Origin of the sequence: Sphingopyxis sp. (genome assembly GCF_050725655.1) — a bacterium.
Taxonomy (GTDB): Bacteria; Pseudomonadota; Alphaproteobacteria; order Sphingomonadales; family Sphingomonadaceae; genus Sphingopyxis.
In genome coordinates, this window is sequence record NZ_JBOHHT010000028.1 from 1 (window position 1) to 26,664 (window position 26,664).

Consider the following 26,664-nt stretch of genomic DNA (forward strand, 5'->3'; position numbering starts at 1 on the left):
ATCAACACGACTCCGCTCGTGGACATCATGCTTGTGTTGCTCATCATCTTCCTCATCACGGTTCCCGTGGTGTTGGAGACGGTGAACCTGAAACTGCCCGACGTGGCGTTTGAGGTGACGACGACGAAGCCTGAGAATGTGCTGCTCTCGATCCGTTCGGCTGATACCGACGGCGATGGCGAGCCCAACCCCGAGAGTACGGCGTGCGAAGTTTACTGGGGCCAGACCCCGGTCGATTCGAAGCAGTTGCTGGAACGTGGACAAAAGAAGCTTGAGCAGCTGCTCGAGGATATCGGCGGTCCGCAGAATATCACCGAGGAAAACTTCCCCGAAGTGCATATCCGCGGCGACGTCAACACGCCTTACCAGTGCATCGGTGGCGTGATCTACACGATGCAATATGCCGGCTTCCAGAAGATCGGGTTCATTTCGGAACCGGCTCCTGGTTCGGGTACGGTGGGCCGCCTGTAAGGGCGCGCTCCGTTTAGGAACGAAGGAATAATCGCATGTCCATGGCAGTTGGAGATCGGGACGAAAATGAACCGATGATGGATATGAACACGACGCCGCTCATCGACGTCATGCTCGTGCTCCTCATCATGTTCATCATCACCATCCCGGTCCAGACCCACGCGGTGAAGATCGATCTGCCGATCCCGACCGACAGCCAGAGCAATGTCGACCCCGAAAAGAACAAGGTGATGATCGATCCCGCGGGAACGATCACCTGGAACGGTTCGCCGGTCGATCTCGCTCAGCTGGCGCAGTATCTGGAACAGACCAAGGCCCTGCCGGTCGAACCCGAACTGCAGGTTCAGCCCGACCCCTATGCGCGCTATATCGTCGTCGACAATGTCATGGCGGTAATCAAGCGCAGCGGCGTCGGCAAGCTAGGCTTCGTCGGCAACGAGCAATACGCCCGCGTCTTCTGATTTTCGATCAGGGCCGTCAGGCAAAAATATGGGGCCGCGAAGCAATTCGCGGCCCTTTTTTGTCTTTGCCCGATCGGGATCGAATGGACGAAAACGACCGGTTGCGGACATTGGTCCTCCCTGCGGCGTAGCCGTGGGGAGGGGGACCGTTCGCGAAGCGAATGGTGGAGGGGCCGCAACGTCGCGCCATAAGCCCCTCCGTCAGCGCTTCGCGCTGCCACCTCCCCATGCCTGCGGCACAGGGAGGATATGTCTCTCCTCGTCACCCCGGACCTGATCCGGGGTCCACAGCTACCGTTGCGCTAATGGATCCCGGATCAAGTTCGGGATGACGAAAGAAGGCAGTGTCCGGCCACCACTCGAAGGCAGACTTATCCCCTTGGAACTGGCGGCGATTACGGGCATCGTCGGCGAACCGGGATCGAAACGCGCCGCGCCGACGTTCTGATTCCAATCTGGATCAAAGGGAGCAGCAAGATGACGATGGGTTCACGCCGGAAACAGATCATGGCCCAGGGGGCCGTCGTCATCGGGGCGCTCGTGCTCGCCGGCTGCGCGGGGATGGGGAAGAAGTCCACGACGACGCTGCCCGCGCCCGACGCCTATGCCCAGCTTTATGACAACAAGGGCGCCGACCGCGGCCGCGCCGACATTTATCGCGACACCACCGGTCTCCGCATCGAGCTCGTCGCGCGCGGCTTCGCGCCGGGGAATTTCGGCATGCATGTTCATGCCGTCGGCCAGTGCACCCCGCCCGATTTCGCCAGCGCGGGTCCGCACTGGAACCCGACCGGCGTCCAGCACGGCCGTGATAATCCGATGGGCGCGCACCATGGCGACCTCCCCAACCTGGTGATCGAGCCCGACCAGATCGGCCGCGCCACGCTGCGCCTCGTCGGCTCGCGCTTCGAGGGCGACGGCGGATTGCTCGATGCCGACGGCGCCGCTTTCGTGATCCACGCCGGGCCCGACGATTACAAGACCGACCCCAGCGGCAACAGCGGTGGGCGCGTCGCGTGCGGCGTGATCGTCAAAGAGGCTGCAAAGTAAAACGGCTTCCGCTGCCGCCCCTCCCGCCAAAGCGGGACAACGGCGGCGGTTTCAAACTCGACCGACTTAGGCGGGCGTCTCGATCGAAAGATCAGGCGCCCGCCGCGCGTTCGGCGATCGTGGCTTCGGCCTCTGGCACCGCGCGATAGGCATAGAGCAGCAGGCCGAGCGCGATCGGGGCGACGCCGATCAGCGACAAGATACCCGTGCGCAAGTCGCCGACCGGCTTGCCGTCGACGATCGTCCCGGCGAGGTCCGAAATCTGCCCGACCATATAGGGCCCGAAGGCAAGGCCGACCAAGGTGGTGCCGAGGAAGAAGGCTGCCGTCGCGGTGCCGCGCATGCGCGGCAGCACCAGATCCTGTGTTGTCGCGGCGGCCGCGCCGAGCGCCGCAGCACCGAACATGCCGGCAAGGAAGTTCATGACATAGAACAACGTCCCATTCTCGGTGGTATAGCCGATCCAGATCGGCACGATTGGGGCAACAACCCCGAACAGGATAACCCAGATCCGGCCCGCCGGATTGTGCGTGCGCAAGGCGTCGGCAACGCGGCCACCGACAATGACTCCCAGAAAACCGGCCACCGCAGCGTTGGCGCCCAGAACGAACGCCAATTCCTGTTTGGGCAGGCGCAGCACCGTCTCCGCGTAGGGTGCGGCCCAGAATCCCAGCGCCCATGCGACCAGCGATACCAAGCTATAACCCAATGTCGTACAGACAAACGCTGGCGTGCCCCAGATCAGCCGGAAGGTCGCAGGATCGCGCGCCTTAAGTGTGCAGGCCCACGAGAAGACTGCATAATAGCCGAAGGCTATGGCTGACCATTGCGGCAGATTGCCGGTCAACTCGATCATCAGCCACGCGCCGGCTGCGGCCAGCGCCGCGACTGCCAGATTGATCGCCAGCGCCACCGGCCCGCGCTCCCATGCACCGAGCAGGGTGAAGGGCGGAACGATACTCTCTAGGTCGCCGGCAAAGCTGCGGAACGGGGTTGGGGAAACGGGGCTGGCTACGCCGTCCATCGCGCCGCGCGCGGGTTCGCGTAGGGTCGACACCCATAGCGCGATCAGCACACCCGGAATGCCCACCGCCAGAAACGCGCCCTGCCAGCCGACGAGGCCGAGCGGGCCGCCGTTTGGCCATGTCTGGTTCCACACCTGTCCGATCTTCGCGCCGATCAGCAGCGACACCCCACCCCCGATATAGAGCCCCGAAGAATAGACGGCGAGCGCAGTCGCGCGCTGACGCTTGGGAAAATAATCCGAAATCAGCGAATAGGCAGTCGGGCTGGCGGTCGCCTCGCCCACGCCGACCCCCATACGGGCCAGCGTCAGGGTCAGCTGGGTTTGAGCGAAGCCCGACAGCGCGGTCATTGTCGACCACAGGGTCAGCCCGATCGCCAGCAGCTTCTTGCGATTCCAGTTGTCGGCCAGCCGTCCGAGCGGAATGCCGAACAGTGCATAGAAAACCGCAAAGGCGGCGCCGCCCAGAAAGCCCAGATCGCTGTCGGTCAGCCCGAGATCGGCCTTGATGTCGACCGCAAGGATGCTCAGGATCTGCCGGTCGATGAAATTCAGGATATAGACGACGACGAGCACCGACAGGACGTACCAGCTGTATCCGGTGGCCTTCGGCTCGGCCGGGACCGGCGCTCCGGACGTGACATTCTCGCTGGCGATCTCGGCCATCTGGCAACCCTCTCCCTGACCCGTTATCTGTTATGGCTCATGGCTAGCAGAGCCGGAACGCGGTGCAAGTTGAAAGTCGGTTCAACTTTATGGAGAGCATGGTCGATATGCGCAATGATAGAGCAGTTGCGAAACCCGCGATCCTCTTCCTCTGCCTCGGCAACATCTGCCGCTCCCCGCTCGCGGAAGGCGCCGCACGCGCCGCTTTCGCCAAGGCCGGCATCGACGCCACGCTCGATTCGGCGGGAACCGGCGACTGGCACGTCGGCCACGCCCCCGACGCCGGTGCACAAGCCGAAGCCCGCCGCCGCGGCGTCGATATTTCGGCGCTGCGCGGCCGCCAGCTCCGCCGTGCCGACTTCTACGATTTCGACCTGATCCTCGCCGCCGACGCGAGCAATTTGCGCGACGCCCTCGCGATCCGCCCTGCCGACGCGAGTGCCGAACTCAAGCTGATGCTCGACCTGCTGCCGGGACGCGGCGGCGAGGGCGTCACCGATCCCTATTATGGCGAGGACGATGGCTTTGCCGCGACGTGGGACGATGTCGATGCGGTCGCGGCGGCACTCGTCGCCGAATTTTCACCGTCGAGCGGATAACGCGCTACCGGATGATAGCGTGAGCCGCCGTGGCCGAGCTCGCTTTCATACAGCGTGACGTGGCCAAATTCGAAAGCCGGACTGGCAAGGTCGCTGTTCAGCGCGAGGAAGGAGGCGACCGGACCCGATCCGCGATTCAGCCGCGCCAACGTGACGTGCGGGGCAAAGGCGCGTGTCTCGGGCGCGACGCCGACGCGCGCGAGACACTGATTGACCTTGCGGTGCAACGCCGCGAGCGGCTCGCGCGGCTCGACCCCGGCCCAGATCATGTGCGGTCGGCCTTGTCGTTCGAACAGGCCCACCCCCGCGATCCGCGCCGTCACGGTCGGCGCATAAAGTGCGCCGAGCGCCGCGGCGATGTCCTCGGCCATATGATGATCGACCTCGCCGATGAAGCGCAAGGTGAGGTGGAGCTGCTCGTCATTTTGCCAGCGCGCGCCCGCGATGCCGTGCATCGCAGCGAGCAATATGTCGCGGACCGGGCGCGGCGGGCGCAGCGCGACGAACAGGCGGTGCGTGGGCATGGCGGGCAGCATAGAAGGCGGGATTTCGGATCGCGACCCCTAACCGTCGGGGAGGCGATAATATTTCTCTTGTCCGGTTTCGCTTGAAAGAAGAGGGGAAACCCCCGATATTGCACCCTACGGCCGGTATGGGCTGGCCGGTGATGGAGTAATGACAATGGCGAATTGGAACGACCCCAATGTGGCGGCTTCCGGTTTTGGTGCCGGCGCGAACGCAATGGACCAGGCTGTCGATGCCGGCCTGCGGTCGTACATGCTGTCGGTTTACAATTATATGGGCTCGGGCGTGCTGCTGACCGGCATCGTCGCGTTGCTGGCGTTTCAGTCGGGCTTTACCGCCTCGCTGATCGGCTCGCCGCTGATGTGGGTTGTTGCCCTCGCGCCGCTGGCTTTTGTGCTGGTGCTCAGCTTTGGCATCAACAAGCTGTCGACCACGGCGGCGCAGGCGCTGTTCTGGGTCTATGCCGCGGTCATGGGTCTGTCGATGTCGACGATCTTCATCGCCTTCACCGGCACATCGATCGCGACCACGTTCTTCGCGACCGCGGCGGCGTTCATTGGTCTCAGCCTTTACGGCTATACGACCAAGAAGGATCTGTCGGGTTTCGGCACCTTCCTGATCATGGGCGTTGTCGGCATCATCGTCGCGATGCTGATCAACTTCTTCCTGCAGTCGAGCGCGCTTGCCCTCGCGATCAGCGTCATCGGGGTGCTGCTGTTCGCGGGCCTCACCGCCTATGACACGCAGAAGATCAAGAGCATGTATTTCTATGTCCGCGGGACCGATTTTGTCGGCAAGTCGGTGGTGATGGGCGCGCTGACGCTCTACCTCGACTTCGTCAACATGTTCACCTTCCTGCTCAACCTGATGGGCAGCCGCGACTAAGCGGGACGGACAAAGATCGGCTTACAAGGGAGCCCGGCGGAGCAATTCGCCGGGCTCTTTCTTTTTGGGGGTACGGATGAACCGGTTTGCGATTCTCGCGGCGGCTGGCCTGATGCTAGCGGTGCCGGCGGCGATGGGGCGGGAAGGTAGCGCGGCCTGTACCGCCGCGCGGCCTGCCGGTGATCTCAAGAGCCATGCCGCATCCTTCTTCCCGAAAGCGAGCAACGCCGATCTCGATGCTCTCGCCGCCTGCCTTGGCGATCGCGATCCGGCGGTACGCGATGACTTTGCCTTCACCCTGTGGTCCGAAGGGCTGCGCAGCCAATATCTGACGCCCGCGCAGATGCGCTACACGCTCGGCCTGCTGACGAGGATGGTGGTAGCGCCCGATGATACGGCGGGTTTCCGCCAACCCTTCGCCGCGCTGACGCTATCCGAGGTCGCGCGCGCCGACCGCATCGAGGCGTTTCTGACCGAGGCCGAACTCCACGCCCTCACCGAAACCGGTGCGGCATATCTGCGCGGGGTGCGCGATTATCGCGGCTTTGTCGCGGGCGAGGGCTGGCGGCACGGTGTCGCGCACGGCGCCGACATCTTGCTCCAGCTGGCGCTCAACCCGCGGCTGTCGCGTGCCGATGCCGATCTCATTCTCGGCGCCGTCGCGGTGCAGGTCGCGCCGCCCGGATCGCACGCCTATGTCCATGGCGAGGCGCGGCGGCTGGCACGCCCGGTGCTTTTCCTCGCCAAACGCCCCGACATCGAAGATGCCGCCTGGGCGGCGTGGTTCCAGTCGCTGCATCCCGATGACGCGTCGCGCTGGCAGGCACCCTATTCCAGCGAAGCGGGGCTGGCAGCGATCCACAACAGCAGCGCTTTCGGCGATGCCATCTATGTCGCCGCCAGCGAATCGCAGGATCCACAGGTTCGCCGGCTCGCCCCACTCGCCGCCGGATTGCTGAAGGCGCTGCCTTAGGCGGGTGCGGTGCCCGCCGCCTGCATTTCGGCGATCAGGCCATTGTCGATTGCCTTGGCGCGCTTGTACGCCGGGCGTTCGCGCAGCGGCGCGACATATGCCTCGAACGCCGGGCGCGACGGGATCGTGCCGAACTGCAGCCCCCAGTCGATCTGGCTGCCGACATAGACGTCGGCGGCGCTGAAGCGGTCGCCCGCGACGAACGCCTTGCCCGCGACGGCGCTTTCGAGAGCGTCGAGCGCGGCGGGGAGCGAGCCGAAACCCGCCATGCGCTGCTGATCGGCATCTGGCTCGACACCGAAATGCTTGGCGGTGATTGCCTGCTCGACAGGGCCCGAGGTGAAGAAGAGCCAGCGATAATAATTGGCACGGTCGGCGGGGTCCGGGGCGAGGCCGGCTTCCGGGAAGGCGTCGGCGAGATAGGCGCAGATCGCGGCGCATTCGGTAACGACCTTGCCGTCGTGGACGACCGCTGGAACCTTGCCCATCGGGTTCACCGCGAGATATTCGGGGCCCTTCATCGTCGTGCCATAATCGAGAATACGCGGTTCATAGGGTGCGCCGACCTCTTCGAGCATCCAGCGGGCGATCTGCCCGCGCGACATCGGATTGGTATAGAAAATCAGGTCTTCGGCCATCGCGCTTCTCCCATGGGTTTCGAGTCGGATACGAACATATCAGGAACATAATCCGACTGCCAGCGGGCTTGTTTTGTCACCGTTCGCGGCTAAGGCAAAGGCATGAGCGATGAACGCATCTGGACCGCCGCCGTGTTGGTGATCGGCGACGAGATTCTCTCGGGCCGCACGCAGGACAAGAATGTGTCGCAGATCGCGACCTGGCTCGAAGTGCAGGGAATCCGCCTGCGCGAGGTCCGCATCGTCCCCGATGTCGAGGATGAGATCGTCGATGCGTTGAACGCGATCCGCGCGCGCTACGACTATGTCTTTACCACCGGCGGCATCGGACCGACGCACGACGACATCACCGTCGATGCGGTCGCGAAGGCGCTCGGGGTCGGTGTCGTCATCCATCCCGCGGCGCGCGCGATCCTGGAACGTTATTACACCGCGCGCGGCAGCGAGCTTACCGAGGGGCGGCTGCGCATGGCGCGCGTGCCCGACGGCGCCGAGTTGATCCCCAACCGCATGTCGGGCGCGCCGGGGATCCGCATCGGCAATCTGTTCGTGATGGCGGGGGTGCCGCACATCACCGCGGGCATGCTCGACGCGCTGACCGGCGAGCTCGAGGGCGGCGCGCCGCTGGTCGCGTACACGATCGGCGCCTGGGCGCCCGAAAGCGAGATTGCCGACCTGCTGCGTCAGGGTGAAAAGGATTATCCGGGCGTCGCGATCGGCAGCTATCCCTTCTTTCGCGAGGGGAAAACCGGCGCCAATTTCGTCATCCGTTCGACCGACGGCGCGCAGGTCGCGGCGTGCGTCGCAACGCTCACTGCCGGCTTCGAAGCGCTCGGTTATGCGGTGACCGACGGCGGCATCTGATCGACCGCCTCGTCCTCGCTGGTCTGCGTCGCGCGCGGCAGGCGGCGCAGCATCAGGATCGCGAGCAGGCCAAAGATCGCCGCGACGACAAAGGCTGCACCCGGAAAATGTATAGGCGCGCCGCTAGCCGTAAAATAGGCCATCGTGCCGGTGAGCAGCAGCGGCGCGAAAAGCTGGCCCAGCCCCATCGCCATCGCTGAAATCCCCTGCACCTCGCCCTGAGTCTCGGCAGTCGCGCGGCGCGACATCATCGCCATCAGCGACGGCTGCACCGGCGCCTGCAACGCCACCGGGATCAGCAGCAGGAAGGCGCCGATCGTCGAGGTGGTGAAGGCGTATCCGACATAAACCGCAACCGCGACGAGGATACCGAGCGTTGCCGCATCGCGCTCACCAAAGCGCGCGACCGCAGGGCCGACGACAAAGACCTGGCCGAGCGCGATCATCACCCCGACCGCGGCAAGGCTCGCGCCGATCATCCCCGGCGTCCAGCCGAGCTGCGCGATGCAATAAAAGCTCCACGTCATCGGATAGACGAGGCTGGCGATCTGCCATAGCACGAGCACCCCGGCGACCCCGTCCATGCCCGGCAGGCCGCGCATCGTCTTCCACGCGCCGAGCGGATTGGCGCGGCGCCAGTCGAAGGCGCGGCGGCGTTCGGGCGGCAGCGTTTCGGGGAAGATGAAATAGCCATAGAGCATGTTGGCCGCGGCGAGGATCGCGGCCGCCACGAACGGCGCGCGCGGGCTGATCTCGCCGAGGAGACCGCCAATCGCGGGGCCTGCGACGAAACCGATACCGAACGCCGCGCCGACGAAGCCGAAATTGCGCGCGCGCTCCTCTGGTTTGGTGATGTCGGCGATCGCGGCTTGGGCCGCGGCGTAGCTGCCGCCGAAAATGCCCGACAGCGCGCGGGCGACGAACAGCCAGGGCAAGGTCTCGACGATCGTCAGCAGCGCATAATCGACCGCGAGACCGCCGAGCGCGAGGAGCAGCACGCGCCGCCGCCCGAAATGGTCGGACAGATTGCCGAGCACGGGTGAAGCAAGGAATGTCGCGACCGCCATGACCAGCCCGATCCACGCGCCGATTTCGATCGCGTGGGGCAGGTCGATACGGCCGACCTCCATCACGAGTTGCGGCAGCACCGGCATGATGATGCCGAATCCGACCGCATCCATGAAGATGGTCGCGACGATGAACGGGATGGTGCGTGCCGCCGTCACTTGCTCTTTCTTTCTGCTGTCCCTAGCGCCACTGAACACTCCCTCATGCGTTGGCGATAGATGAAACTCGAAATATCCGCCTCCCTAAATTACCGCCTGTCCGAGCCCGTCGACCTGATGCTGCAGATCGAGGCTGCGAACGGGCACGGCCAGCGCGTCCTCGACACCTCGCTCGACGTCGGCGCGCCCGAATTTATCGCGCGCGTTCCGGCGGCGGACGGCATCTGCGAGCCGATCTGGCTGCGCGCCGAGGGGAGTCTGCGCGCCGAGTATCGCGCGCTGGTGGAGATCGACCGGCCCGACATCGACTTCCGCTCGCTCGCCGCGGTGCCGCTCCATCGTCTTCCAGCCGAGGCGATCCCTTATCTCAACGAATCGCGCTATTGCCCGTCGAACAAGTTCCACGCCTTCGTCGAGCGCCGCTTCGGCGACAATGATGGTGGCGCGAAGATCGGCCGCATGCGCGACTGGATCGAAAGCCGCTTTACCTATGTCTCGGGGTCGAGCGATGCCGAGACCGGCGCGCTCGACAGCTTCGTCGAACGCCGCGGGGTGTGCCGCGACTATGCGCATGTGATGATCGCGCTCGCGCGCGCCGCGCATATCCCGGCGCGTATGGCGAGCGCCTATGCGCTTCGCGTCGCGCCGCAGGATTTCCACGCCGTTGCCGAAGTCTATCTCGACGGCAACTGGCACCTCGTCGATGCGACGGGCATGGCGAGCGCGTCCGAAATGGCGCGTATCTGCGTCGGCCGCGACGCCGCCGACATATCTTTCCTGACCGCATATCGCGATATCGCGTTCGTCAGTCAGAAGGTGAAGGTGGAGCGCGTCGAGGGCTGAGGGGCCGTCGCGGCAAAGCCACGCAGTCGATCTTCGCCGCGCGAGGTCGGCCGGGCTTTCGCCGATCGCTGTTTCGGCAGCAAGTACTGTAGCGATGGAGCGGGTGAAGGGAATCGAACCCTCGTCACTTGCTTGGGAAGCAAAAGCTCTACCATTGAGCTACACCCGCACTCGGCCACGACCGATAGGCGGCCTTTGCCGTTATCCGCGCCGCTGGTCAATCCTTTGCTGGCCGTGAGGCTTCAGCGCGCCGATTCGCAGATCGTCTCCATCGCGACAAAGGTCGACGTGCTCGCGACATGCGGCAGGCTGGAGATTTTTTCGCCGAGCACGATGCGATAGCGTCGGATATCGGGGGTGCGGACCTTCAGCAGATAGTCGAAGCTGCTCGCGATCATGTGGCATTCCTCGACCTCGGGAATCTGCCGAACTGCCATATTGAACTGCTTCAATGCGTCTTCGCGCGTGTCCGACAGCTTGACCTCGGTGAAGGCGACATGGTCGAGCCCGACCTTGGCGGGATCGACGATCGCGCGAAAGCCGACGATCAGCCCGCTGTCGACGAGGCGCTTCACGCGTTGCTGGCACGGCGTTTTCGACAGGCCGACCTGCAACGCGAGTTCGGTAAAGGTGATCCGTCCATCGCGGCCCAGAATCGCGAGAATCTTGCGATCGAATTCATCCAGTTCGACTATGGAAGAGGCATTTTTCATTTATATCGACTAGGATTGATCGCAAACTTGGTCAATTCATATATGAATCTGGCCAAAACAAGTCGGATCGACTTACGGCAATATGGTATCAGGCGACATGACTAAAAGCCCCGACCGCACCGCCATCCGCGCCCTCGCCCGCCGCAGCGAATCCGACATCGTCGCCGAGCTGCGTAGCGCTCTTGCAACCTCTTCGGCGAGTGTCGAGGCGGTCACCCGCCGCGGGCTCGAACTGATCCGCAAGGCAAAGGCCGAGGGTGAGCGCGAGACGCTCGTCGCACAGTTGATGAACCGCTACCGCCTCTCAACCGAGGAAGGCGTCGTGCTGATGTGCCTTGCCGAGGCGCTGCTGCGCGTTCCAGACAATGCGACCGCCAATGCGCTGATCCGCGACAAGATCGCCGGACGCCACTGGAAGGACGGCGAGGATGAGGACAGCCCGCTGATTGTCGCGCTGTCGTCGCGCGGCTTGTCGCTGGGTTCGGCGACGCTGATGCTCGATGCGATGGGCAGCCGGGCGAACCCGCTGACCCTTCTCAAATCGATGGTCCGCCGTTCGGGCGAGCCGGTGATTCGCCAGGCGGCGCTCGCGGCGATGAAGATGCTGGGCCAGCAATTCGTGATGGGCGAGACGATCGACGCCGCGGTCAAGCGCGCCGACAAGGAAAAGTCCGAACTCGCGAGCTTCGACATGCTCGGCGAGGCGGCGCGCACCGCGGAGGACGCGCAGCGCTATTACGAGAGCTATGCCAATGCCATCGCGCGCATCGGCAAGGCGGCGAAGCCCGGCGATCCGCACGCCAACCATGGCATTTCGATCAAGCTGTCGGCGCTTCACCCGCGTTATGAATATCTGCAGCACGCGCGCGTGATCGGCGAACTGGTGCCGAAGGTGATCGAACTCGCCAAGGCGGCGCGCGCGGTGAACATCCCGCTGATGATCGACGCCGAGGAGACCGACCGGTTAGAGCCGCATATGGACGTGTTTGCCGCGCTGATCGACGCAGGGATCGCCGACGGCTGGACCGGGCTCGGTATCGTGATCCAGGCGTATCAGAAGCGCGCGCCGGCGGTGATCGACAGGCTCGCGAACCGCGCGCGGACGCGCGGGGTCAAGCTGTCGATGCGCCTGGTCAAGGGCGCCTATTGGGATACCGAGATCAAGCGCGCGCAGACGCTGGGCCTCGGCGATTTCCCGGTGTTCACGGCAAAGCTCCACACCGACCTCAATTATATGCGCTGCGCGCAGTTGCTGCGCGACTGCCAGGATTGCATCTATCCGGCGTTCGCGAGCCATAATGCGATGACGCTCGCTTTTGTGTCCGAATTGTTCGCGGGCGCCGATTACGAGCTGCAGCGGCTGCACGGTATGGGCGAGGGCGCGCACGACGCGCTCGTCGCGCTGTTCCCGCCGCCGCGCCCGGTGCGCGTCTATGCGCCGGTCGGCACGCACCGCGACCTGCTCGCCTATCTCGTACGCCGCCTGCTCGAAAACGGCGCGAACTCGAGCTTCGTGCACCAATTCTCCGATCCCGGCGTCACCGCCGAGCAGCTCGCGGTCGATCCGCGCAGCGTTGCGAGCGCGGCGTCGTCGAATATTGCGACCGGCCTCGGCCTCTTCGATCCCGTGCGGCGCAATTCACGCGGTTATGACCTTGGCGATCCGGGCGTGCCCGAAGCGCTGGTTTCGGCAATCGGCGCGGCGCGGCGTAGCGATCTTGTCGCAGCGCCGATCGTCGGCGGCGTCGCGCGCAAGGGTAAAGCAGAGCCGGTACGCAACCCCGCCACGGGTGCCACTGTTGGTCAGGTGATCGAGGCCGATGCCGCGACCGTCGCCGATGCCGTTGCCGCGGCGCGCAAGGCGCATGGTGACTGGAGCCTTGCTGGCGGGGCCTTCCGCGCCGAGCGGCTCGAACGCGCCGCCGACCTGCTCGAAGAGCATGACGCGCTCTTCCTCGGTCTCGCGATCGACGAGGCGGGCAAGACGCTCGTCGATGCGATCGCCGAGGTGCGCGAGGCGGTCGATTTCCTGCGCTATTATGCGGCGCAGGCGCGTGCCGATTTCACTTACCCCGTCGCGCTGCCCGGCCCGACGGGCGAGCGCAACGAGCTGATGCTCGAAGGCAAGGGCGTCTTCGTGTGCATCAGCCCGTGGAACTTCCCGCTCGCGATTTTCCTCGGCCAGGTGTCGGCGGCGCTCGCCGCGGGCAATAGCGTGCTCGCCAAACCCGCCGAGCAGACCCCACTCATCGCGCACGCCGCGGTCGAGCTGTTGCTCGAAGCCGGGATTCCCGGCGATGTGCTCCATTATCTCCCCGGCCGCGGCGAGACCGTCGGCGCGGCGCTGACGAGCAACAACGACATTATCGGCGTCGCCTTTACCGGCTCGACCGAAGTCGCGCGGATGATCAACCGCAGCCTCGCCGGGCGCGACGGGCCGATCGCGACGCTGATCGCCGAAACCGGCGGCGCGAACGCGATGATCGTCGATTCGACCGCGCTTCCCGAACAGGTGGCACGCGACGCCGTCGCCTCGGCCTTCCAGTCGGCGGGGCAGCGCTGTTCGGCGCTGCGCCTGCTTTGCGTGCAGGAAGATGTCGCCGATACGATGATCGAGATGGTCGCGGGCGCGATGGCCGAACTCAATGTCGGCGATCCGTCGATCCTTGCGACCGATGTTGGCCCGATCATCGACGACGAGGCGCGGGCAAACATTGCCGCCTATGTCGCGGAGGCGCGCGCCGCGGGCCGTGTGATCGCCGAAGCGGGGCGCACGAACTTGCCTACGGAGGGTCATTTCGTGCCGCCGGTCGCGATCCGGCTCGATCATGTCACCGATTTGAAGCGCGAGATTTTCGGCCCCGTGCTTCACGTCGCGACGTGGAAGGGCGGCGAGCTCGACGCGCTTATCGATGCGATCAACGCCTCGGGCTATGGCCTGACGCTTGGCGTCCACACGCGCATCGACGGCGTCGCCGCGCATATCGCGGCGCGCGCGCAGGTCGGCAATGTCTATGTCAACCGCAACCAGATCGGCGCGATCGTCGGATCGCAGCCGTTCGGCGGGCGCGGCCTGTCGGGCACCGGTCCGAAGGCCGGCGGCCCGCACTATCTGCACCGCTTTGCCGAGGAAAAGTCGATCTCGACCGACATCACCGCGGCGGGCGGCAACGCGGCGCTGATGGCGGGCTAAATCCTGCGCTGGCTGATGTGCGGTGGCTTCGGCCGCCCGCGCATCAGCTGGTCGGTTGCGACCACGAGGCCCGATACAGAGTGGACCACTGTCCCGGGCAAATACGTCCGAAATCGTCTCGCGGCATAATGCCGCGGCGACCCTATGTTATGGTTGCCCCCCGCAGCGATGACGGCCTACCGCTTTGCCCGGCGCGCGCCAATGGGTAATTTTACGCACCCGGTACGCCGAGCAATTGTGCCTGCGCCTTCAATCGTCCGGCCGCCGCCGGGTTGGCCGCGACGCCGTCCTTCAGCGCCTGCGCGGCTTTCGCCGTCTCGCCCAGCGTCATGCGGCTGCGCATCAGCATGATCCAGCGGTCGACGTTGGCCGGGTCGGCCTTCAGTTTGGCTTCGAGCCCGCTCACCATGCCCTCGATCATCTGATCCTGCTGGCCCTTGGGAAGCTGAGACGCCGCTTCCATGTCGGCGCGGCTCGGCCCCGGGATCGCGCGTGCGGCAACCGGCATTTCGTTTGCGGTCAGCGGCCGCGCCTGGGTGCTCGCGAGCCGCGCGGCGACGTCGATCTTGTGGATCTTTCCTACCTGTTCGATCGTGCGGCGCAGGTCCGCTTCCCACGGCGCCCCTTGGGGCGCGTCGGCGAGTAGCGCGAACCAGTCCTCGATCGCGCCCTTGTGATCGCCGCCAATGTCCTTCTTCACCGCGAGGAAGTAGCGCGCGCGCGGATCCTTGGCGTCGAGCGCGATCGCCCTGTTGAACGCTTCGAGTCCGGCGGCGGGCATCGGGTCGCTGTCGCTTCCCATCACCCGCGCTTCGCCGAGCGCCGACCAAAGGCCCGCCGAATCGGGCGACAACGCGACCGCTTTCTCGTAAGCCACCGCAGCACCCGCGAAATCGCTCATGTCGAATCGCGCCGCGCCGAGCGCGGTCCAGGCTTCGGCACTGTTCGGCTCGCGCTTCGTGCGCGCCTCCAGTTCGGCGAGTTGATCGGACGGTGCGCCCATGGTCTGCGTTGCGGGATCGGGCGCCGGGGGACCGGAATCGCGCCAGATCGCATAGCCGATCGCGGCCGCCAGTAACAGGAAGGCGGCGATCAGTATCGCCCGGTTGGTGCCCGTCATGCCCCCCGTCGTGTCCGTCGCCATCTTGTTGCTCTCGCTCATTTTTGCCCCTCTTGTGCGCGCCGCGAAAAAATACGGCCTGTGCGCGCTGTCATATTGCCTTTGCTTGGCGATGGTGTAGCCTTTGGCATACAAGGTCGGTCAACGATAAAATCGTCAGGGGTCGCACCGGCTTTCCCAGTCATACAGGGGAGGGGTGCATGGCAGTTTCGGATCACGTCGACTTTTCGACGTTCATGGAAGGCGTGAAAAAGCGCAACCCGGGGCAACCCGAGTTCGTCCAGGCGGTGCAGGAGGTGTCGGAAGACATCTTCGATTTCATCGCCGACAAGGAAGACTATCACGCGCAGCAGATTTTGCGGCGCATCGCCGAACCCGACCGGGTCGTGTCCTTCCGCGTCTGCTGGGAGGACGACAACGGCAATATCCGCGTCCAGCGCGGCTGGCGCGTCCAGAACAATAATGCCATCGGCCCGTATAAGGGCGGCATCCGTTTCCACCCGAGCGTCACCGAATCTGTGCTCAAGTTCCTCGCGTTCGAACAGACGTTCAAGAATGCGCTGACCGGGCTGCCGATGGGCGGCGGCAAGGGCGGGTCGAACTTCAACCCCAAGGGCAAGAGCGTGCGCGAGATCATGCGCTTCTGCCAGAGCTTCATGACCGAACTCTATCGCCACATCGGCGCCGACATCGATGTGCCCGCGGGCGACATCGGGGTGGGCGGCCGCGAGATCGGCTTCATGTTCGGCCAGTATAAGCGGATCACCAACGAATTCACCGGCGTGCTCACCGGCAAGGGGCTCGAATGGGGCGGCTCGCTGATCCGTACCGAGGCGACGGGCTATGGCGCGGTCTATTTCCTCGCCAACATGCTCGCCGCAAAGGGGCAGGATCTCGTTGGGAAGACCGCGGTCATCTCGGGGTCGGGCAATGTCGCGACGCATGCGGCCGAAAAGATCGTTCAGCTTGGGGGCAAGGTGGTGACGCTCTCGGATTCGGGCGGCTTCATCCACGATCCTGACGGCATCACGCAGGAAAAGATCGACTGGGTGAAGACGCACAAGACCCACCGCCGCGGCCGGATCGAGGAATATGTGGGCGAGTTCAAATCCGCGAGCTTCACGGCGGGCAAGACGCCGTGGGGCGTGAAGTGCGACGTCGCGCTGCCGTGCGCGACGCAGAACGAGCTGCTCGGCGACGACGCCAAAGCGCTGGTCGCGAACGGCTGTATTGCGGTCAGCGAGGGCGCCAACATGCCGACCAATCTCGAGGGTGTGCATGTCTTCAAGGATGCGAAGATCATGTTCGCGCCGGGCAAGGCCGCCAATGCCGGCGGCGTCGCGGTGTCGGGGCTGGAAATGAGCCAGAACAGCGGGCGCCGCAGCTGGAGCGAGCCCGAGTTGCAGCAGATGCTCAAGGACATCATGGACGGCATCCACAAGAGCTGCCTGACCTATGGTGACCGCGGCGGCGGCTATATCGACTATGTGAAGGGCGCGAACATCGCCGGCTTCAAAAAAGTCGCCGACGCGATGCTGGCATTCGGGGTGGTGTAAATCGGCCCAAGGCGTAAAAGCGCCGGGTTGGGGTAAAGGGGTTCTGCGGATGACGACGCACGCTGGAAAGGAGCGCGCCGATCGGCCTTGGGCGGCGTTTGCCGCCTTTGTTCCCACGCGCGCGGCGTTTGCCGCCTTTGTTCCCACGCGCGCGGCGTTAGCCGCTCTGGCGGCGATGCTGATCGCGCTCGCCATTGCGGCGTTCGTCTTCGCTCCCCCTGCCCGTTCGCAGGGCGAAAGCGGCACGCGTTATACTGGCGTCGCCTCGTGTGCGGGTTCGACCTGCCATGGCCGGATGGAAGGCGACGGCACCGTCGTCCGCCAGGACGAGCTGATGAAATGGCAGGAGCCCTCGACCCCCGGAGGTGCGCACAGCCGCGCGTGGGCGGTATTGAGCAACAACCGCAGCCAGTTCATCGCGCGCAACCTCGGTATCGGCGACCCCGCCAAGGCGCAGATGTGCCTCGGTTGCCACAGCACCGCGGGCACCGCACCCGCGGCCCCTGCCGAGGACGGCGTCGGCTGCGAATCGTGCCACGGTCCCGCGGGCGGCTGGCTCGCCAGCCATTATGCCGGCGTGGGAACGAACGCCGATCCCGACCGCGAAATGCGCGACAAACATCTTGCGAACCTGTCGGCGGGGCTGAAGAAGCTCGAGGACCCCGTCGTACGCGCAGGGGTGTGCGTCGACTGCCACTTCGGCTCGGCCGCCGACGGCCAGTTCGTCACCCACCGCATCATGGCCGCGGGGCACCCGCGCATTTCGTTCGAACTCGACCTCTTCTCGTCGCTGCAGGCGCATCATCAGGAAGATGCCGATTATGGCTGGCGCAAGTTCGGTGCTGCGAACCGGCGCACCGACCATGTCCAGATGTGGGCGGTTGGGCAGGCAACCGCGATCGAACGCAGCCTCGCGCTGTTCCAGACGCGGCGTGGGACCGAGGGCATGTTCCCCGAATTCTATTTCCTCGGTTGCCACAGCTGCCACCGCCGCATCTTCGACCAGGCGAAGCCGGTGCGCACGGGTCTCGACAATCCCGGCCGATCGATCCCCGAGGGAATGCCCGCCTATAATGATGAGAATCTCATCATGCTCGCCGCCGCCGCGCGGCTTGCGGCGCCCGCGCTCGCTGACCAGCTCGCGGTGCGCACCGCGGCGTTCCACAAGGCGATGGCGACCGACCGGCCGAGCGCGGTCGCTGCCGCGGCGCAGCTGTCGCAGACGGTCGCGGCACTCAAAAGCGCGTTTGCGTCGCGGAGTTTCTCGGGCGCCGATGCCTTTGCGATGGTCGATGCGATTTCGGCAAAGGCGATCAGCGATCGCTACACCGACTATTCGGGGTCGCAGCAGGCGGTAATGGGCGTCGACACCTTGCTCAACGCGATGGTGTCGTCGGGCCGCGTCACCGTCGGCGCTGCGGCCGGCATTCGCGGCGACATCGACCGCGCCTATGCCACGGTCAAAGACCCCAACGCGTACAAGCCGTCCGAATTTCAGGCGTCGTTCGGCAGCGCGGTGCGCGCGATCGGGGCACTGCGGTAAGATCATGCGAAGCAGGACCCATCTTTTCCGTTCGGCCGCCTTTGCTGCGATGGGCGCGCTGCTGCTCACCTCGTGCGGCGGCGGTGGCGGGGGTGGCGGCGGTATGCCGACCCCGACGCCCACTCCGACCCCGACGCCAACGCCGACGACCGTTTATACGCCGCCCGCCGCCGAGGCGCTGACCACGGCGGACGTCGAGCGCGTGCTCGCACAGGCGATTTCGGAAGCGCAGGCACGCAGCCTGCCCTCGGTGATCGCGGTCACGGACCGCGTCGGCAATGTCCTCGGCGTGTTCCGCATGACCGGCGCGCGCCCCACCGCGACGACCGCGCCGGCGCCGAACGGCGCGCATATCGACGCGCAGAATGTGACCTTCCCCGCCGAGGGCGGCGCAATCGCCAAGGCGGTCACCGGCGCATATCTCTCGAGCGGCGGCAACGCCTTCTCGACGCGCACCGCGAGCCAGATCGTCCAGGAACATTTCCCGCCCGCGCCGACCACCGTCGGGCTCGAAAGCGGGCCGCTGTTCGGCGTCCAGTTCAGCCAGCTGCCGTGCAGCGATCTGTCGGCGCGTTTTGGTGCCGCAGGTAACGCCGCGCTGATCGGCCCCAAGCGCTCGCCGCTCGGCCTCGCCGCCGATCCCGGCGGTCTCCCGCTCTACAAGAACGGCGTGCTCGTCGGCGGCATCGGGGTGATGGGCGACGGTGTCTATGGCAGCGACCCCAATATCCTCGACATCGACAACGATCCCGAGGAGTTCATCGCGCTCGCGGGCACGCGCGGGTTCGAGGCGCCGACGGCGATCACCGCCGACAAGATCACCGTTGACGGGACGTCCTTGCGCTTTTCCGACGCCAAATATGAGGACTTGAAACCCTCAACCGGCGCCAGTTTTGCGAGCCTCAATGGGGTCGCAGGCAATCTCGTCGCGGTCATCGGCTACGCCAATGCCGCAGTCATCGCGGGCACCGCCTATGGCAGCGAGGCGTCGGGCATCCGGGCCTCGACCGCCGCCGAATTTTCGAACCGCGATGCCTTCGTGCTGACCGACGGCAGCGGCACCAACCGCTATCCGCTGCGCGCCGGGACCGACGGCGCCACAAACAGCGCGCCGCTGTCGCAGGCCGAGGCGCGCGCGGTGCTCGAGGAAGCCTTCACGGTCATGAGCCGCGCGCGCGCGCAGATTCGCCGCCCGCTCGACAGCCGTGCACAGGTGACGATCAGCATCGTCGACACGCACGGATCGGTGCTCGGCATCGTGCGTTCGCCCGACGCCCCGATCTTTGGCACCGATGTCAGCTTGCAGAAGGCGCGCACCGCCGCCTTCTTTTCGGGCGCGCAGGCGGGAACCGAGCTCAGCGCCAACGCCAGCGCCGATGTACGCCAGTTCGTCACCGCAACGCGAACCTTCCTGAACAACTCCGCCGCGCTCACCGGCACCATTGCGTTCTCTGACCGCGCCAACGGCAATCTGTCGCGACCCTATTTTCCGGATGGTGAAGTCGGCCGCCCCAATGGCCCGCTGTCGCGCCCGATTGCGCAGTTCAATCCCTTCTCGACTGGGCTCCAATCGGCGCTGATCATCGGCAATCTCGGCGCGCACCTCGGCTTCGTCTCGGGTGCCAGCCCGACCGACACGCCGGCGCGCTGCACGACCTTGCCCGACGTCGCGGCGGGGCAGAACCGGCTGCAGAACGGCATCCAGATCTTCCCCGGATCGGTCCCCATCTATCGCGGCAATCAGTTGGTCGGCGCGATCGGCGTGTCGGGCGACGGCATCGATCAGGACGATATGATCAGCTTTCTCGGCGCGCATAATGGCGGCGCGCGCGTTGGCGGTATCGGCAATGCGCCCAAGGCGATCCGCTCGGACAATGTCGTCGTGAACGTCGGTGCCGGGGTTCGTCTGCGTTACATCAGCTGTCCCTTCGCCCCGTTCCTCGACACGGCGAACCAGAATGTCTGCGACGGGCTATAGGCGATGATGACGGGGGGCAGCCTTTGGCCGATCATCGCGACGCTCGCGGCGCAAGGTGCGCCGGGAACCGACGTAGCGCCGCCGCCCGCACCCGAGGGGCCGCCGGTGGCGGGCGACGCTGCGCCGGCCGAACAGCCTGCCGAAGAACTTGTCCCGCCGCCGCCGCCCGTCGACTGGCAACAGATGGTCAAGGACGATCTCGTCACCGACATCATCGAGGGCCGCCGCCGTCCAGGCTATCGCCCCGATCTTCCCGATGCGCTCAGCCAGGACAATGTCGGCGCGCTGCGCCCGCCGCCGCCGCAGGCATTTCCGGGGATGGAGGATCAGCTGCCGGTTCCCGACCGTTGGCGGCTGATCGAAACGCTGGGCGTGGTCAAGGAACGCTGGTTCGATCCCTATCACCAGAACACGTACAAGGGCGACCGCGCGATTGACCGAAGCAAGGTCAAATGGCTGCCGATCAAGGGCGACGACTGGTTCTTCGTCGCCAATGCGGTGTCCGACACGGTGTTCGAACCGCGCACTTTCCCGATACCCGTCGGCGTCCAGACGACCGAGCGGCCGGGCAGCCTCGACGTCTTCGGCAAGGACCGCAGCTTCGTCTTTGCGCAGACCTTCATTGCTGGAGCGGCGCTGATCAAGGGTTCGACCGCGTTCAAGCCCCCCGACATCGAATATCGCGTCACGCTGGCGTATCAGGCCAATTATGTCGACGTGCCCGAACGGCGCGTACTTGACGTGCGCCCGTCGAAGGCGAGCCATCGCTATGACTCGTTCCTCGGCGTGCAGGAACTGTTCGTCGACAGGCATCTCGGCAACACGTCCGACCGCTATGATTTCTATTCGATCCGTCTCGGTATCCAGCCGTTTCAGAGCGATTTTCGCGGCTTCCTGTTCAATGACAGCCAGCTTGGCATCCGCCTGTTCGGCAACCGCGACAACAACCGCTTCCAATATAATCTCGCGGCCTTCTGGCGGCTGGAAAAGGACACCAACAGCGGTCTCAACGACATCACGCAGACCCCGCGCAGCGATTTCATATTCACGGGCAATCTCTATCGCCAGGATTTCCCGGTCGTCGGGCTGACCAGCCAGATCAGCGCAACCTATAATATGAACCGCGAAAAGAATGACGTGCAGATCGACCACAACGGCTTCCCGGTGCGCCCGGCGCTGCTCGGCGATCTGCGCGGACGCGAATATGATGTCGTCTATCTGGGCTATAGCGCCGACGGCCGGATCGGCCGGATCAACGTCACCGCGAGCTTCTATGCCGCGCTGGGCGAAGACCGGAACAGCTTCTTCACCAGCAAGCCCGCCGAAATCCGCGCGGGTTTCGGCGCGGTCGAACTCAGCTACGATCACGACTGGATGCGCTTCCGTCTGTCGGGGCTTTACGCGACCGGGGATGGCGATCCGTATAATAACACCGAGGGCGGCTTCGATGCGATTTTCGAAAACCCGATCTTCGGCGGCGCCGACACCAGCTACTGGATCCGCCAGACGATCCCCTTTGCGGGCGGCGGGCGCGTCATTTCGATCAACGGTCGCAACGGTATTTTGAACTCGCTGCGCTCTTCGAAAGAGGAGGGGCAGTCGAATTTCAACAACCCCGGCACGGTCTTCGCCGGCGCGGGCGCCGATTTCGACCTGACCCCCGAATTTCGCGTCAGCACCAATTTCAACCATTTGTGGTTCGAGAATACGTCGAGCCTGCAGGTGCTACGCAGCGAAGGCTCGATCCCCAAGGACATCGGCTTCGACCTGTCGGTTGCGACGATCTGGCGGCCGAAGGCGACGCAGAATATCGTTGGCCGCCTCAGCGCCGCGGTGCTGCTGCCGGGCAAGGGATTCAAGGATCTGTTCGACAACAAGCAGAAGAACGACGCCTATGTGTCGATCCTCGCCAATGTGATCGTGAGTTTCTGATCGTGACGCGCACATTCTTCGCCCTGTTCGCCTTCCTGCTGATGAACGTCAGCCTGGGCGTGAGCGTCACGCGCGCGGCGGAAGAGGAAAAGCCGCTCAAGATCGAATATCGCTTCACGCCCCCCGCGCCGCGCGAGCAGAGCGACGCCGATGTCAGCGCAAAGTCGGAAGGTTGCTACAGCTGCCACACGCGCACCGACCAGCCGTCGATGCACGCCACCCCGGCGGTGAAGCTCGGCTGCACCGACTGTCACGGCGGCGACGCGGCGCAGCGCGGCACGCCGAGCCTTGGCTACCAGCATCCGACGAACAAGGCGGTGATGAAGCTCGCGCATCCGCAGCCGACTTTGCCCGTCGCGTGGCACGACAGTTCGGCGAACCCGCAGCGCAGCTATACCCTGCTCAACAAGGAATCGCCCGAATTCATCCGTTTCGTGAACCCCAGCGACTATCGCATCGCGCGCGAGGCGTGCGGCGCGTGCCACCTCGAGGTGATCGAGGCGACCGAACGGTCGATGATGTCGACCGGCGCGATGCTGTGGGGCGGTGCGGCGTATAACAACGGCATTGTCCCCTATAAAAACTACATTTTCGGCGAGGCTTATACGCGCGACGGCAAGCCCGCGTGCATCCTGTCGCCCTCGTCGCGGCTGACCGCCGACGAGTATAAGGAAGCGTGCAAGCCCAGCTTCGGTTTCGACAAGATCCTGACCGACGACGAGAAGAAGCGCGGCGCGCTCGCAAAAATGTACCCGCTGCCGCGCTGGAGCGTGTTGCCGCCGGGCGACGTGTTCCGCGTCTTCGAACGCGGCGGGCGCAACATCAACACGCAGTTCCCCGAAATCGGCCTGCCCAACCCGACGGGCAGCATCCAGCGGCTCGAGGAACCGGGGCGCCCCGACCTCAAGCAGTCGAACCGTGGCCCCGGCACCGGGCTGCGCGTGTCGATCCCCGTGCTCAACATCCACAAGACGCGCCTCAACGATCCGCTGTCGTGGTTTATGGGGACCAACGACCAGCCCGGCGACTATCGCCATTCGGGCTGTTCGGGCTGTCACGTCATTTACGCGAATGATCGCGAGCCGCGGCACAGCCTGACCTACGCCAAATTCGGCCGTGATGGCGAAACCGATACCGTCGACCCGACGATCCGCGATAAGCCGTGGACGGGCGATGGCGGGCATAGTGACGAGAAAAAACCCGCGGGTGGCGGCCATGCGGACCCCGGACATATGGCGCCGAACGACGGGCATGGCGGCGGCGGCGGGCACGGCTCGCTGATCGATCCGGCGGCGACGGCGGCCGGGCCGCAGCAGCAGCCCCCGAAACGACGCCGCGAATCGGGCCATCCAATCAGCCACGCGTTCACCCGCGCGATCCCGACATCGCAGTGCATGTCGTGCCACATGCACCAGCCGAATATCTTCCTGAACTCCTACCTCGGCTACACGATGTGGGACTATGAATCGGACGCGCCGCAGATGTGGCCGGGCCCCGACAACACCGCGCCGCGCCCGCCGGGGATGAGCGACGCGGACTATCAGAAGACATATAAGCAGCAGCGCTATCCGACCGCGGCCGAGGTGCATCAGGTGCTCGAACGCAATCCCGAAGCGGCGGCCACGCGCGGGCTATGGGCCGACCTCGAGTTCCTGCGCGACGTTTATGACGTCAACGACAGCAACAAGGACACCCAGTTCGCCGATTATCACGGCCATGGCTGGAACTTCCGCGGCATCTTCAAGCGCGATCGCAACGGCAATCTGCTGACTGCCGACGGCAATATGGCGACTTATGGCACTGACAGTGCGAACATCATCGATCCGAAGGACCCGGAGAAATGGCGCAAGAGCTGCAGCCACTACACCGATCCCAAGGAGCGTGACCTGTGCCTCACGAGCGCCGATCCGGGCAGGCCCGGCATCGAGGGCAAGTTCGTGCCGCCCGGGATCAACCCCGGCAAGGCGGTCCATATGATGGACATCCACGCCGAAAAGGGCATGCAATGCGCCGACTGCCACTTCGCGCAGGACAGTCATGGCAATGGCTATATCCAGGGCGAGGTCGCCAACGCGGTCGAGATCAGCTGCAAGGATTGCCACGGCACGGCCGATGCCTTCCCGAACCTGCTGACCTCGAACGTCGCGGCGCGGCCGCAGGGCAATAATCTGGCGCTGCTGCGCAATCCCGACGGGCGCCGCCGCTTCGAATTCCAGTATAATGACGATGCCGAGGTGATCGGGCTGATCCAGCGGTCGATCGTCGATCCGAAGCTTGAATGGCAGGTCAGCCTCGTCAAGCAGGCGGTGACGCCGGGACCGCATTTCAATGCCAGGGCAGCGCGCGCCAAGCTGATGGCGCGGTCGGGCTCGGAGGACGGCAAGTTCGAATGGGGGCCGGGGGTCGCGAAGGAGGAGCGCGCGCACGGCGAAGACAAGATGACCTGCTTCACCTGTCACCTGTCGTGGACGACGAGTTGCGGCGGTTGCCATTTGCCGATCGAGGCGAACTGGAAGACGAAAACGCACCATTTCGAGGGGGAGGAGACGCGCAATTTCGCGACCTATAATCCGCAGGTGGCTCGCGACGAGATGTTCCAGCTCGGCCGGCACCAGCTGACCAAACCCGGTGAGCCCGGCGCGAATGGCGAGGTGCGCGGCATCATCACCCCGGTGCGCTCGACCTCGGCGCTGGTGCTGTCGTCGACGAACATCAACCGCGAGCGCATCTATGTGCAGCAGCCGCCGATCTCGTCGGCGGGTTATTCCAGTCAGGCGTTCGCGCCGCATTTCCCGCATACGGTGCGCCGTTCGGAAACCAAGCAGTGCAGCGACTGCCATCTGTCGGCGGCCGACGACAATAATGCGATCATGGCGCAGCTCAATCTGCTCGGCACCAATTTCGTCAATTTCGTCGGTTTGAACGTCTGGTCGGGGCTCGACGGCGGTTTTCAGGCGACGCGCGTCACCGAATGGGATGAACCGCAGGCGGTGATCGGCAGCTATCTGCAGAAATATGCCTATCCCGATTACTGGAAGCTGCACGTCGAACAGAATGGGCGCGAGCTCAAGAACTGGGTGCGCGGCAAGACCTTCGACAAAAAGGGTTCGGGCGAAACCCACGCGCTCGAGGAATTCGCCAATATCGTCCAGGACACGAGCGGCCGGGTGAACTGCCTGCAGCAGCGCGGCGAATATATGTTCGTCGCCGAGGGCAAGGGCGGTTTCCGCGTCTATGACGTTGCGTCGATCGGCAACAAGGGCTTCTCCGAACGCATTGTCCGCGCGCCCTTCTCGCCGCTTGGGCAGGACACGCATGTGAAGACGAAGAACGCGACCTGCATGGCGATCGCGACGACGCAGCCGGTCAGCGTGTCGCGCAACGAGACTATCGTGAAAAATTTCCCCGAGAACCACGAACAGGTGATGCACGACATTTACCGTTACGCGGTGATCACCGACAGCGTCGAAGGGCTGGTGCTGGTCGACATCGACACATTGGCCGACGCCGAGTTCCGCAACAACAAGTTCAAGCGCGCTCTGACCTGGAACGAAGGCAATGTGCTGGCGGGCGCACGGCATGTGACGCTCGCGGGGAGCATGGCCTATATCACTACCGACGCGGGGCTGGTCGTACTGGACCTGACGACGCCGCTCCAGCCCAAGGTCACGGCGCAGTTGCCGCTGACCGATGCACGCGCGAGCGCGGTGCAATTCCGTTACCTCTGGGTCACCGATGCCGAGGGCGTGAAGCTGTTCGACGTCACCAATCTGGCGCAACCGGTCGCGGTGCCCACGGGGACGGTGCGGCTCGCCAACGCGCGGAAGATCTACCTCGCGCGTACCTATATGTATGTCGCGGCCAAGGCCGATGGGCTGGTCATCGTCGATGTGACGCGCCCCGCGGCGCCGATCGTCTGGCCGGGGCTGACCTTTGGCGGAATGCTCAATGACGCCGAGGATGTGATCGTCGCGTCGACCAATGCATCGCTGTTCGGCTATGTCGCCGACGGGCGGAACGGCATCAAGGTGTTGCAGCTGACCAGCCCCGACAATCCGGGCCTCTACGGCTTCTCGCCGAAACCGACCCCCGAGCTGATCGCCTGGGCAAAGACCCCGTCGCCGGCGCTTGCGCTGTCGAAGGGGCTCGACCGCGATCGTGCGGTTGATGAGACCGGCGGGCAGATGGCGGTGTTCGGGCGTGTCGGGTCGCGGCCGTTCACCCGGCCCGAGATGGAGAAGCTGTTCCTGAACAGCAAGGGGATGGTCTATAAGGTCAGCGACGAGGTCGACCAAAGCGTGTGGCGGCCGCCGTTGCTTTACACGAACTGAGGGTAGAGTCAGCTAGCGACCGATAGTTGCCGTTCTTCTCCCCTCCCGCAGGCGGGAGGGGTCGGGGGTGGGC

At 64.9% G+C, this 26,664-nt stretch carries 20 protein-coding genes and 1 tRNA gene; 14 read left to right on the top strand and 7 right to left on the bottom strand.

The features are described from left to right. From ACREBX_RS03470 to ACREBX_RS03480, 3 genes are all read left to right on the top strand, one after another. The coding region (locus ACREBX_RS03470; protein WP_431560364.1) for an ExbD/TolR family protein at nt 1–471 on the top strand (471 nt) is incomplete at its 5' end. Nucleotides 472–506: 35 nt separating this feature from the next. Continuing rightward, nucleotides 507–932, top strand: a complete 426-nt coding sequence (locus ACREBX_RS03475) for an ExbD/TolR family protein (RefSeq protein ID WP_327456893.1) — start codon at nt 507–509, stop codon at nt 930–932. A gap of 477 nt (nt 933–1,409) precedes the next feature. Beyond that, the gene (locus tag ACREBX_RS03480; protein ID WP_431560365.1) at nt 1,410–1,982 is read left to right on the top strand and encodes a superoxide dismutase family protein; all 573 of its coding nucleotides are present in this window, start codon (nt 1,410–1,412) and stop codon (nt 1,980–1,982) included. A gap of 91 nt (nt 1,983–2,073) precedes the next feature. Here ACREBX_RS03480 and ACREBX_RS03485 read toward each other — a convergent pair whose 3' ends face one another. Beyond that, the gene (locus tag ACREBX_RS03485) at nt 2,074–3,672 is read right to left on the bottom strand and encodes a spinster family MFS transporter (RefSeq protein ID WP_431560366.1); all 1,599 of its coding nucleotides are present in this window, start codon (nt 3,670–3,672) and stop codon (nt 2,074–2,076) included. 107 nt (nt 3,673–3,779) lie between these two features. On the opposite strand from ACREBX_RS03485, the gene ACREBX_RS03490 reads away from it, so the two are divergent. Further along, on the top strand, nt 3,780–4,271 hold the full coding sequence (locus tag ACREBX_RS03490) for a low molecular weight protein-tyrosine-phosphatase (RefSeq protein ID WP_431560367.1): 492 nt from the start codon (nt 3,780–3,782) through the stop codon (nt 4,269–4,271). Here ACREBX_RS03490 and thpR read toward each other — a convergent pair. Then, the gene (thpR, locus tag ACREBX_RS03495) at nt 4,178–4,795 is read right to left on the bottom strand and encodes an RNA 2',3'-cyclic phosphodiesterase (RefSeq protein ID WP_431560368.1); all 618 of its coding nucleotides are present in this window, start codon (nt 4,793–4,795) and stop codon (nt 4,178–4,180) included. The two genes, ACREBX_RS03490 and thpR, sit on opposite strands and share 94 nt — an antisense overlap. 157 nt (nt 4,796–4,952) lie before the next feature. Here thpR and ACREBX_RS03500 point away from each other — a divergent pair, with 157 nt between their 5' ends. Both ACREBX_RS03500 and ACREBX_RS03505 read left to right on the top strand, forming a co-directional pair. Beyond that, nucleotides 4,953–5,681: a Bax inhibitor-1/YccA family protein gene (locus ACREBX_RS03500; protein WP_431560369.1), complete on the top strand. Its 729-nt coding sequence runs from the start codon at nt 4,953–4,955 to the stop codon at nt 5,679–5,681. Nucleotides 5,682–5,757: 76 nt separating this feature from the next. Further along, nucleotides 5,758–6,654 carry a DUF2785 domain-containing protein gene (locus ACREBX_RS03505; protein WP_431560370.1) on the top strand — a complete coding sequence of 299 codons (897 nt, stop codon included), beginning with the start codon at nt 5,758–5,760 and terminating at the stop codon, nt 6,652–6,654. Here ACREBX_RS03505 and ACREBX_RS03510 read toward each other — a convergent pair. Further along, nucleotides 6,651–7,292: a glutathione S-transferase family protein gene (locus ACREBX_RS03510; protein ID WP_431560371.1), complete on the bottom strand. Its 642-nt coding sequence runs from the start codon at nt 7,290–7,292 to the stop codon at nt 6,651–6,653. The two genes, ACREBX_RS03505 and ACREBX_RS03510, sit on opposite strands and share 4 nt — an antisense overlap. 102 nt (nt 7,293–7,394) lie before the next feature. On the opposite strand from ACREBX_RS03510, the gene ACREBX_RS03515 reads away from it, so the two are divergent. Beyond that, nucleotides 7,395–8,156, top strand: a complete 762-nt coding sequence (locus ACREBX_RS03515) for a competence/damage-inducible protein A (RefSeq protein WP_431560372.1) — start codon at nt 7,395–7,397, stop codon at nt 8,154–8,156. Here ACREBX_RS03515 and ACREBX_RS03520 read toward each other — a convergent pair. Next, nucleotides 8,129–9,382: an MFS transporter gene (locus ACREBX_RS03520; protein WP_431560373.1), complete on the bottom strand. Its 1,254-nt coding sequence runs from the start codon at nt 9,380–9,382 to the stop codon at nt 8,129–8,131. The two genes, ACREBX_RS03515 and ACREBX_RS03520, sit on opposite strands and share 28 nt — an antisense overlap. Nucleotides 9,383–9,442: 60 nt before the next feature. On the opposite strand from ACREBX_RS03520, the gene ACREBX_RS03525 reads away from it, so the two are divergent. Next, on the top strand, nt 9,443–10,225 hold the full coding sequence (locus tag ACREBX_RS03525) for a transglutaminase-like domain-containing protein (protein ID WP_431560374.1): 783 nt from the start codon (nt 9,443–9,445) through the stop codon (nt 10,223–10,225). A gap of 95 nt (nt 10,226–10,320) precedes the next feature. On the opposite strand, the gene ACREBX_RS03530 is transcribed toward ACREBX_RS03525, so the two are convergent. Both ACREBX_RS03530 and ACREBX_RS03535 read right to left on the bottom strand, forming a co-directional pair. Beyond that, nucleotides 10,321–10,394 (bottom strand) — tRNA-Gly (locus tag ACREBX_RS03530). Between the two features lie 73 nt (nt 10,395–10,467). After that, nucleotides 10,468–10,938: an Lrp/AsnC family transcriptional regulator gene (locus ACREBX_RS03535; RefSeq protein WP_431560375.1), complete on the bottom strand. Its 471-nt coding sequence runs from the start codon at nt 10,936–10,938 to the stop codon at nt 10,468–10,470. Between the two features lie 97 nt (nt 10,939–11,035). Here ACREBX_RS03535 and putA point away from each other — a divergent pair, with 97 nt between their 5' ends. Continuing rightward, complete coding sequence (gene putA, locus ACREBX_RS03540; protein ID WP_431560376.1) at nt 11,036–14,131, top strand: bifunctional proline dehydrogenase/L-glutamate gamma-semialdehyde dehydrogenase PutA; 3,096 nt, start codon at nt 11,036–11,038, stop codon at nt 14,129–14,131. Between the two features lie 211 nt (nt 14,132–14,342). On the opposite strand, the gene ACREBX_RS03545 is transcribed toward putA, so the two are convergent. Beyond that, nucleotides 14,343–15,293 (bottom strand): tetratricopeptide repeat protein, encoded by a 951-nt coding sequence (locus ACREBX_RS03545; RefSeq protein WP_431560377.1) that lies wholly within the window; start codon nt 15,291–15,293, stop codon nt 14,343–14,345. Between the two features lie 158 nt (nt 15,294–15,451). Between ACREBX_RS03545 and gdhA the strand changes: the two genes are divergently transcribed. Genes gdhA through ACREBX_RS03570 form a run of 5 tightly spaced genes read left to right on the top strand, consistent with a single transcriptional unit; the run spans nt 15,452 to nt 26,591 of the window. After that, nucleotides 15,452–16,807 (top strand): NADP-specific glutamate dehydrogenase, encoded by a 1,356-nt coding sequence (gene gdhA, locus ACREBX_RS03550; RefSeq protein WP_431560378.1) that lies wholly within the window; start codon nt 15,452–15,454, stop codon nt 16,805–16,807. Nucleotides 16,808–16,856: 49 nt separating this feature from the next. After that, entirely contained in the window at nt 16,857–18,350 is a 1,494-nt protein-coding gene (locus ACREBX_RS03555; RefSeq protein ID WP_431560379.1) for a multiheme c-type cytochrome, read from the top strand. A 4-nt stretch (nt 18,351–18,354) separates the two neighbouring features. Then, nucleotides 18,355–20,328 carry a heme-binding protein gene (locus tag ACREBX_RS03560; RefSeq protein WP_431560380.1) on the top strand — a complete coding sequence of 658 codons (1,974 nt, stop codon included), beginning with the start codon at nt 18,355–18,357 and terminating at the stop codon, nt 20,326–20,328. Nucleotides 20,329–20,331: 3 nt separating this feature from the next. Then, on the top strand, nt 20,332–22,260 hold the full coding sequence (locus ACREBX_RS03565; protein WP_431560381.1) for a hypothetical protein: 1,929 nt from the start codon (nt 20,332–20,334) through the stop codon (nt 22,258–22,260). A 41-nt stretch (nt 22,261–22,301) separates the two neighbouring features. Further along, complete coding sequence (locus ACREBX_RS03570) at nt 22,302–26,591, top strand: hypothetical protein (protein WP_431560382.1); 4,290 nt, start codon at nt 22,302–22,304, stop codon at nt 26,589–26,591. The last annotated feature ends 73 nt before the right edge of the window (nt 26,592–26,664 follow it).

Coding starts and splice junctions, on each gene's coding strand:
- gdhA (WP_431560378.1), top strand. CDS start 15,452: ATGGCAGTTTCGGATCACGTCGACTTTTCGACGTTCATGGAAGGCGTG.
- ACREBX_RS03570 (WP_431560382.1), top strand. CDS start 22,302: ATGAACGTCAGCCTGGGCGTGAGCGTCACGCGCGCGGCGGAAGAGGAA.
- ACREBX_RS03505 (WP_431560370.1), top strand. CDS start 5,758: ATGAACCGGTTTGCGATTCTCGCGGCGGCTGGCCTGATGCTAGCGGTG.
- ACREBX_RS03515 (WP_431560372.1), top strand. CDS start 7,395: ATGAGCGATGAACGCATCTGGACCGCCGCCGTGTTGGTGATCGGCGAC.
- ACREBX_RS03490 (WP_431560367.1), top strand. CDS start 3,780: ATGCGCAATGATAGAGCAGTTGCGAAACCCGCGATCCTCTTCCTCTGC.
- putA (WP_431560376.1), top strand. CDS start 11,036: ATGACTAAAAGCCCCGACCGCACCGCCATCCGCGCCCTCGCCCGCCGC.
- ACREBX_RS03510 (WP_431560371.1), bottom strand. CDS start 7,292: ATGGCCGAAGACCTGATTTTCTATACCAATCCGATGTCGCGCGGGCAG.
- ACREBX_RS03525 (WP_431560374.1), top strand. CDS start 9,443: ATGAAACTCGAAATATCCGCCTCCCTAAATTACCGCCTGTCCGAGCCC.
- thpR (WP_431560368.1), bottom strand. CDS start 4,795: ATGCCCACGCACCGCCTGTTCGTCGCGCTGCGCCCGCCGCGCCCGGTC.
- ACREBX_RS03535 (WP_431560375.1), bottom strand. CDS start 10,938: ATGAAAAATGCCTCTTCCATAGTCGAACTGGATGAATTCGATCGCAAG.
- ACREBX_RS03560 (WP_431560380.1), top strand. CDS start 18,355: ATGCGAAGCAGGACCCATCTTTTCCGTTCGGCCGCCTTTGCTGCGATG.
- ACREBX_RS03480 (WP_431560365.1), top strand. CDS start 1,410: ATGACGATGGGTTCACGCCGGAAACAGATCATGGCCCAGGGGGCCGTC.
- ACREBX_RS03475 (WP_327456893.1), top strand. CDS start 507: ATGTCCATGGCAGTTGGAGATCGGGACGAAAATGAACCGATGATGGAT.
- ACREBX_RS03565 (WP_431560381.1), top strand. CDS start 20,332: ATGATGACGGGGGGCAGCCTTTGGCCGATCATCGCGACGCTCGCGGCG.
- ACREBX_RS03545 (WP_431560377.1), bottom strand. CDS start 15,293: ATGAGCGAGAGCAACAAGATGGCGACGGACACGACGGGGGGCATGACG.
- ACREBX_RS03555 (WP_431560379.1), top strand. CDS start 16,857: ATGACGACGCACGCTGGAAAGGAGCGCGCCGATCGGCCTTGGGCGGCG.
- ACREBX_RS03485 (WP_431560366.1), bottom strand. CDS start 3,672: ATGGCCGAGATCGCCAGCGAGAATGTCACGTCCGGAGCGCCGGTCCCG.
- ACREBX_RS03500 (WP_431560369.1), top strand. CDS start 4,953: ATGGCGAATTGGAACGACCCCAATGTGGCGGCTTCCGGTTTTGGTGCC.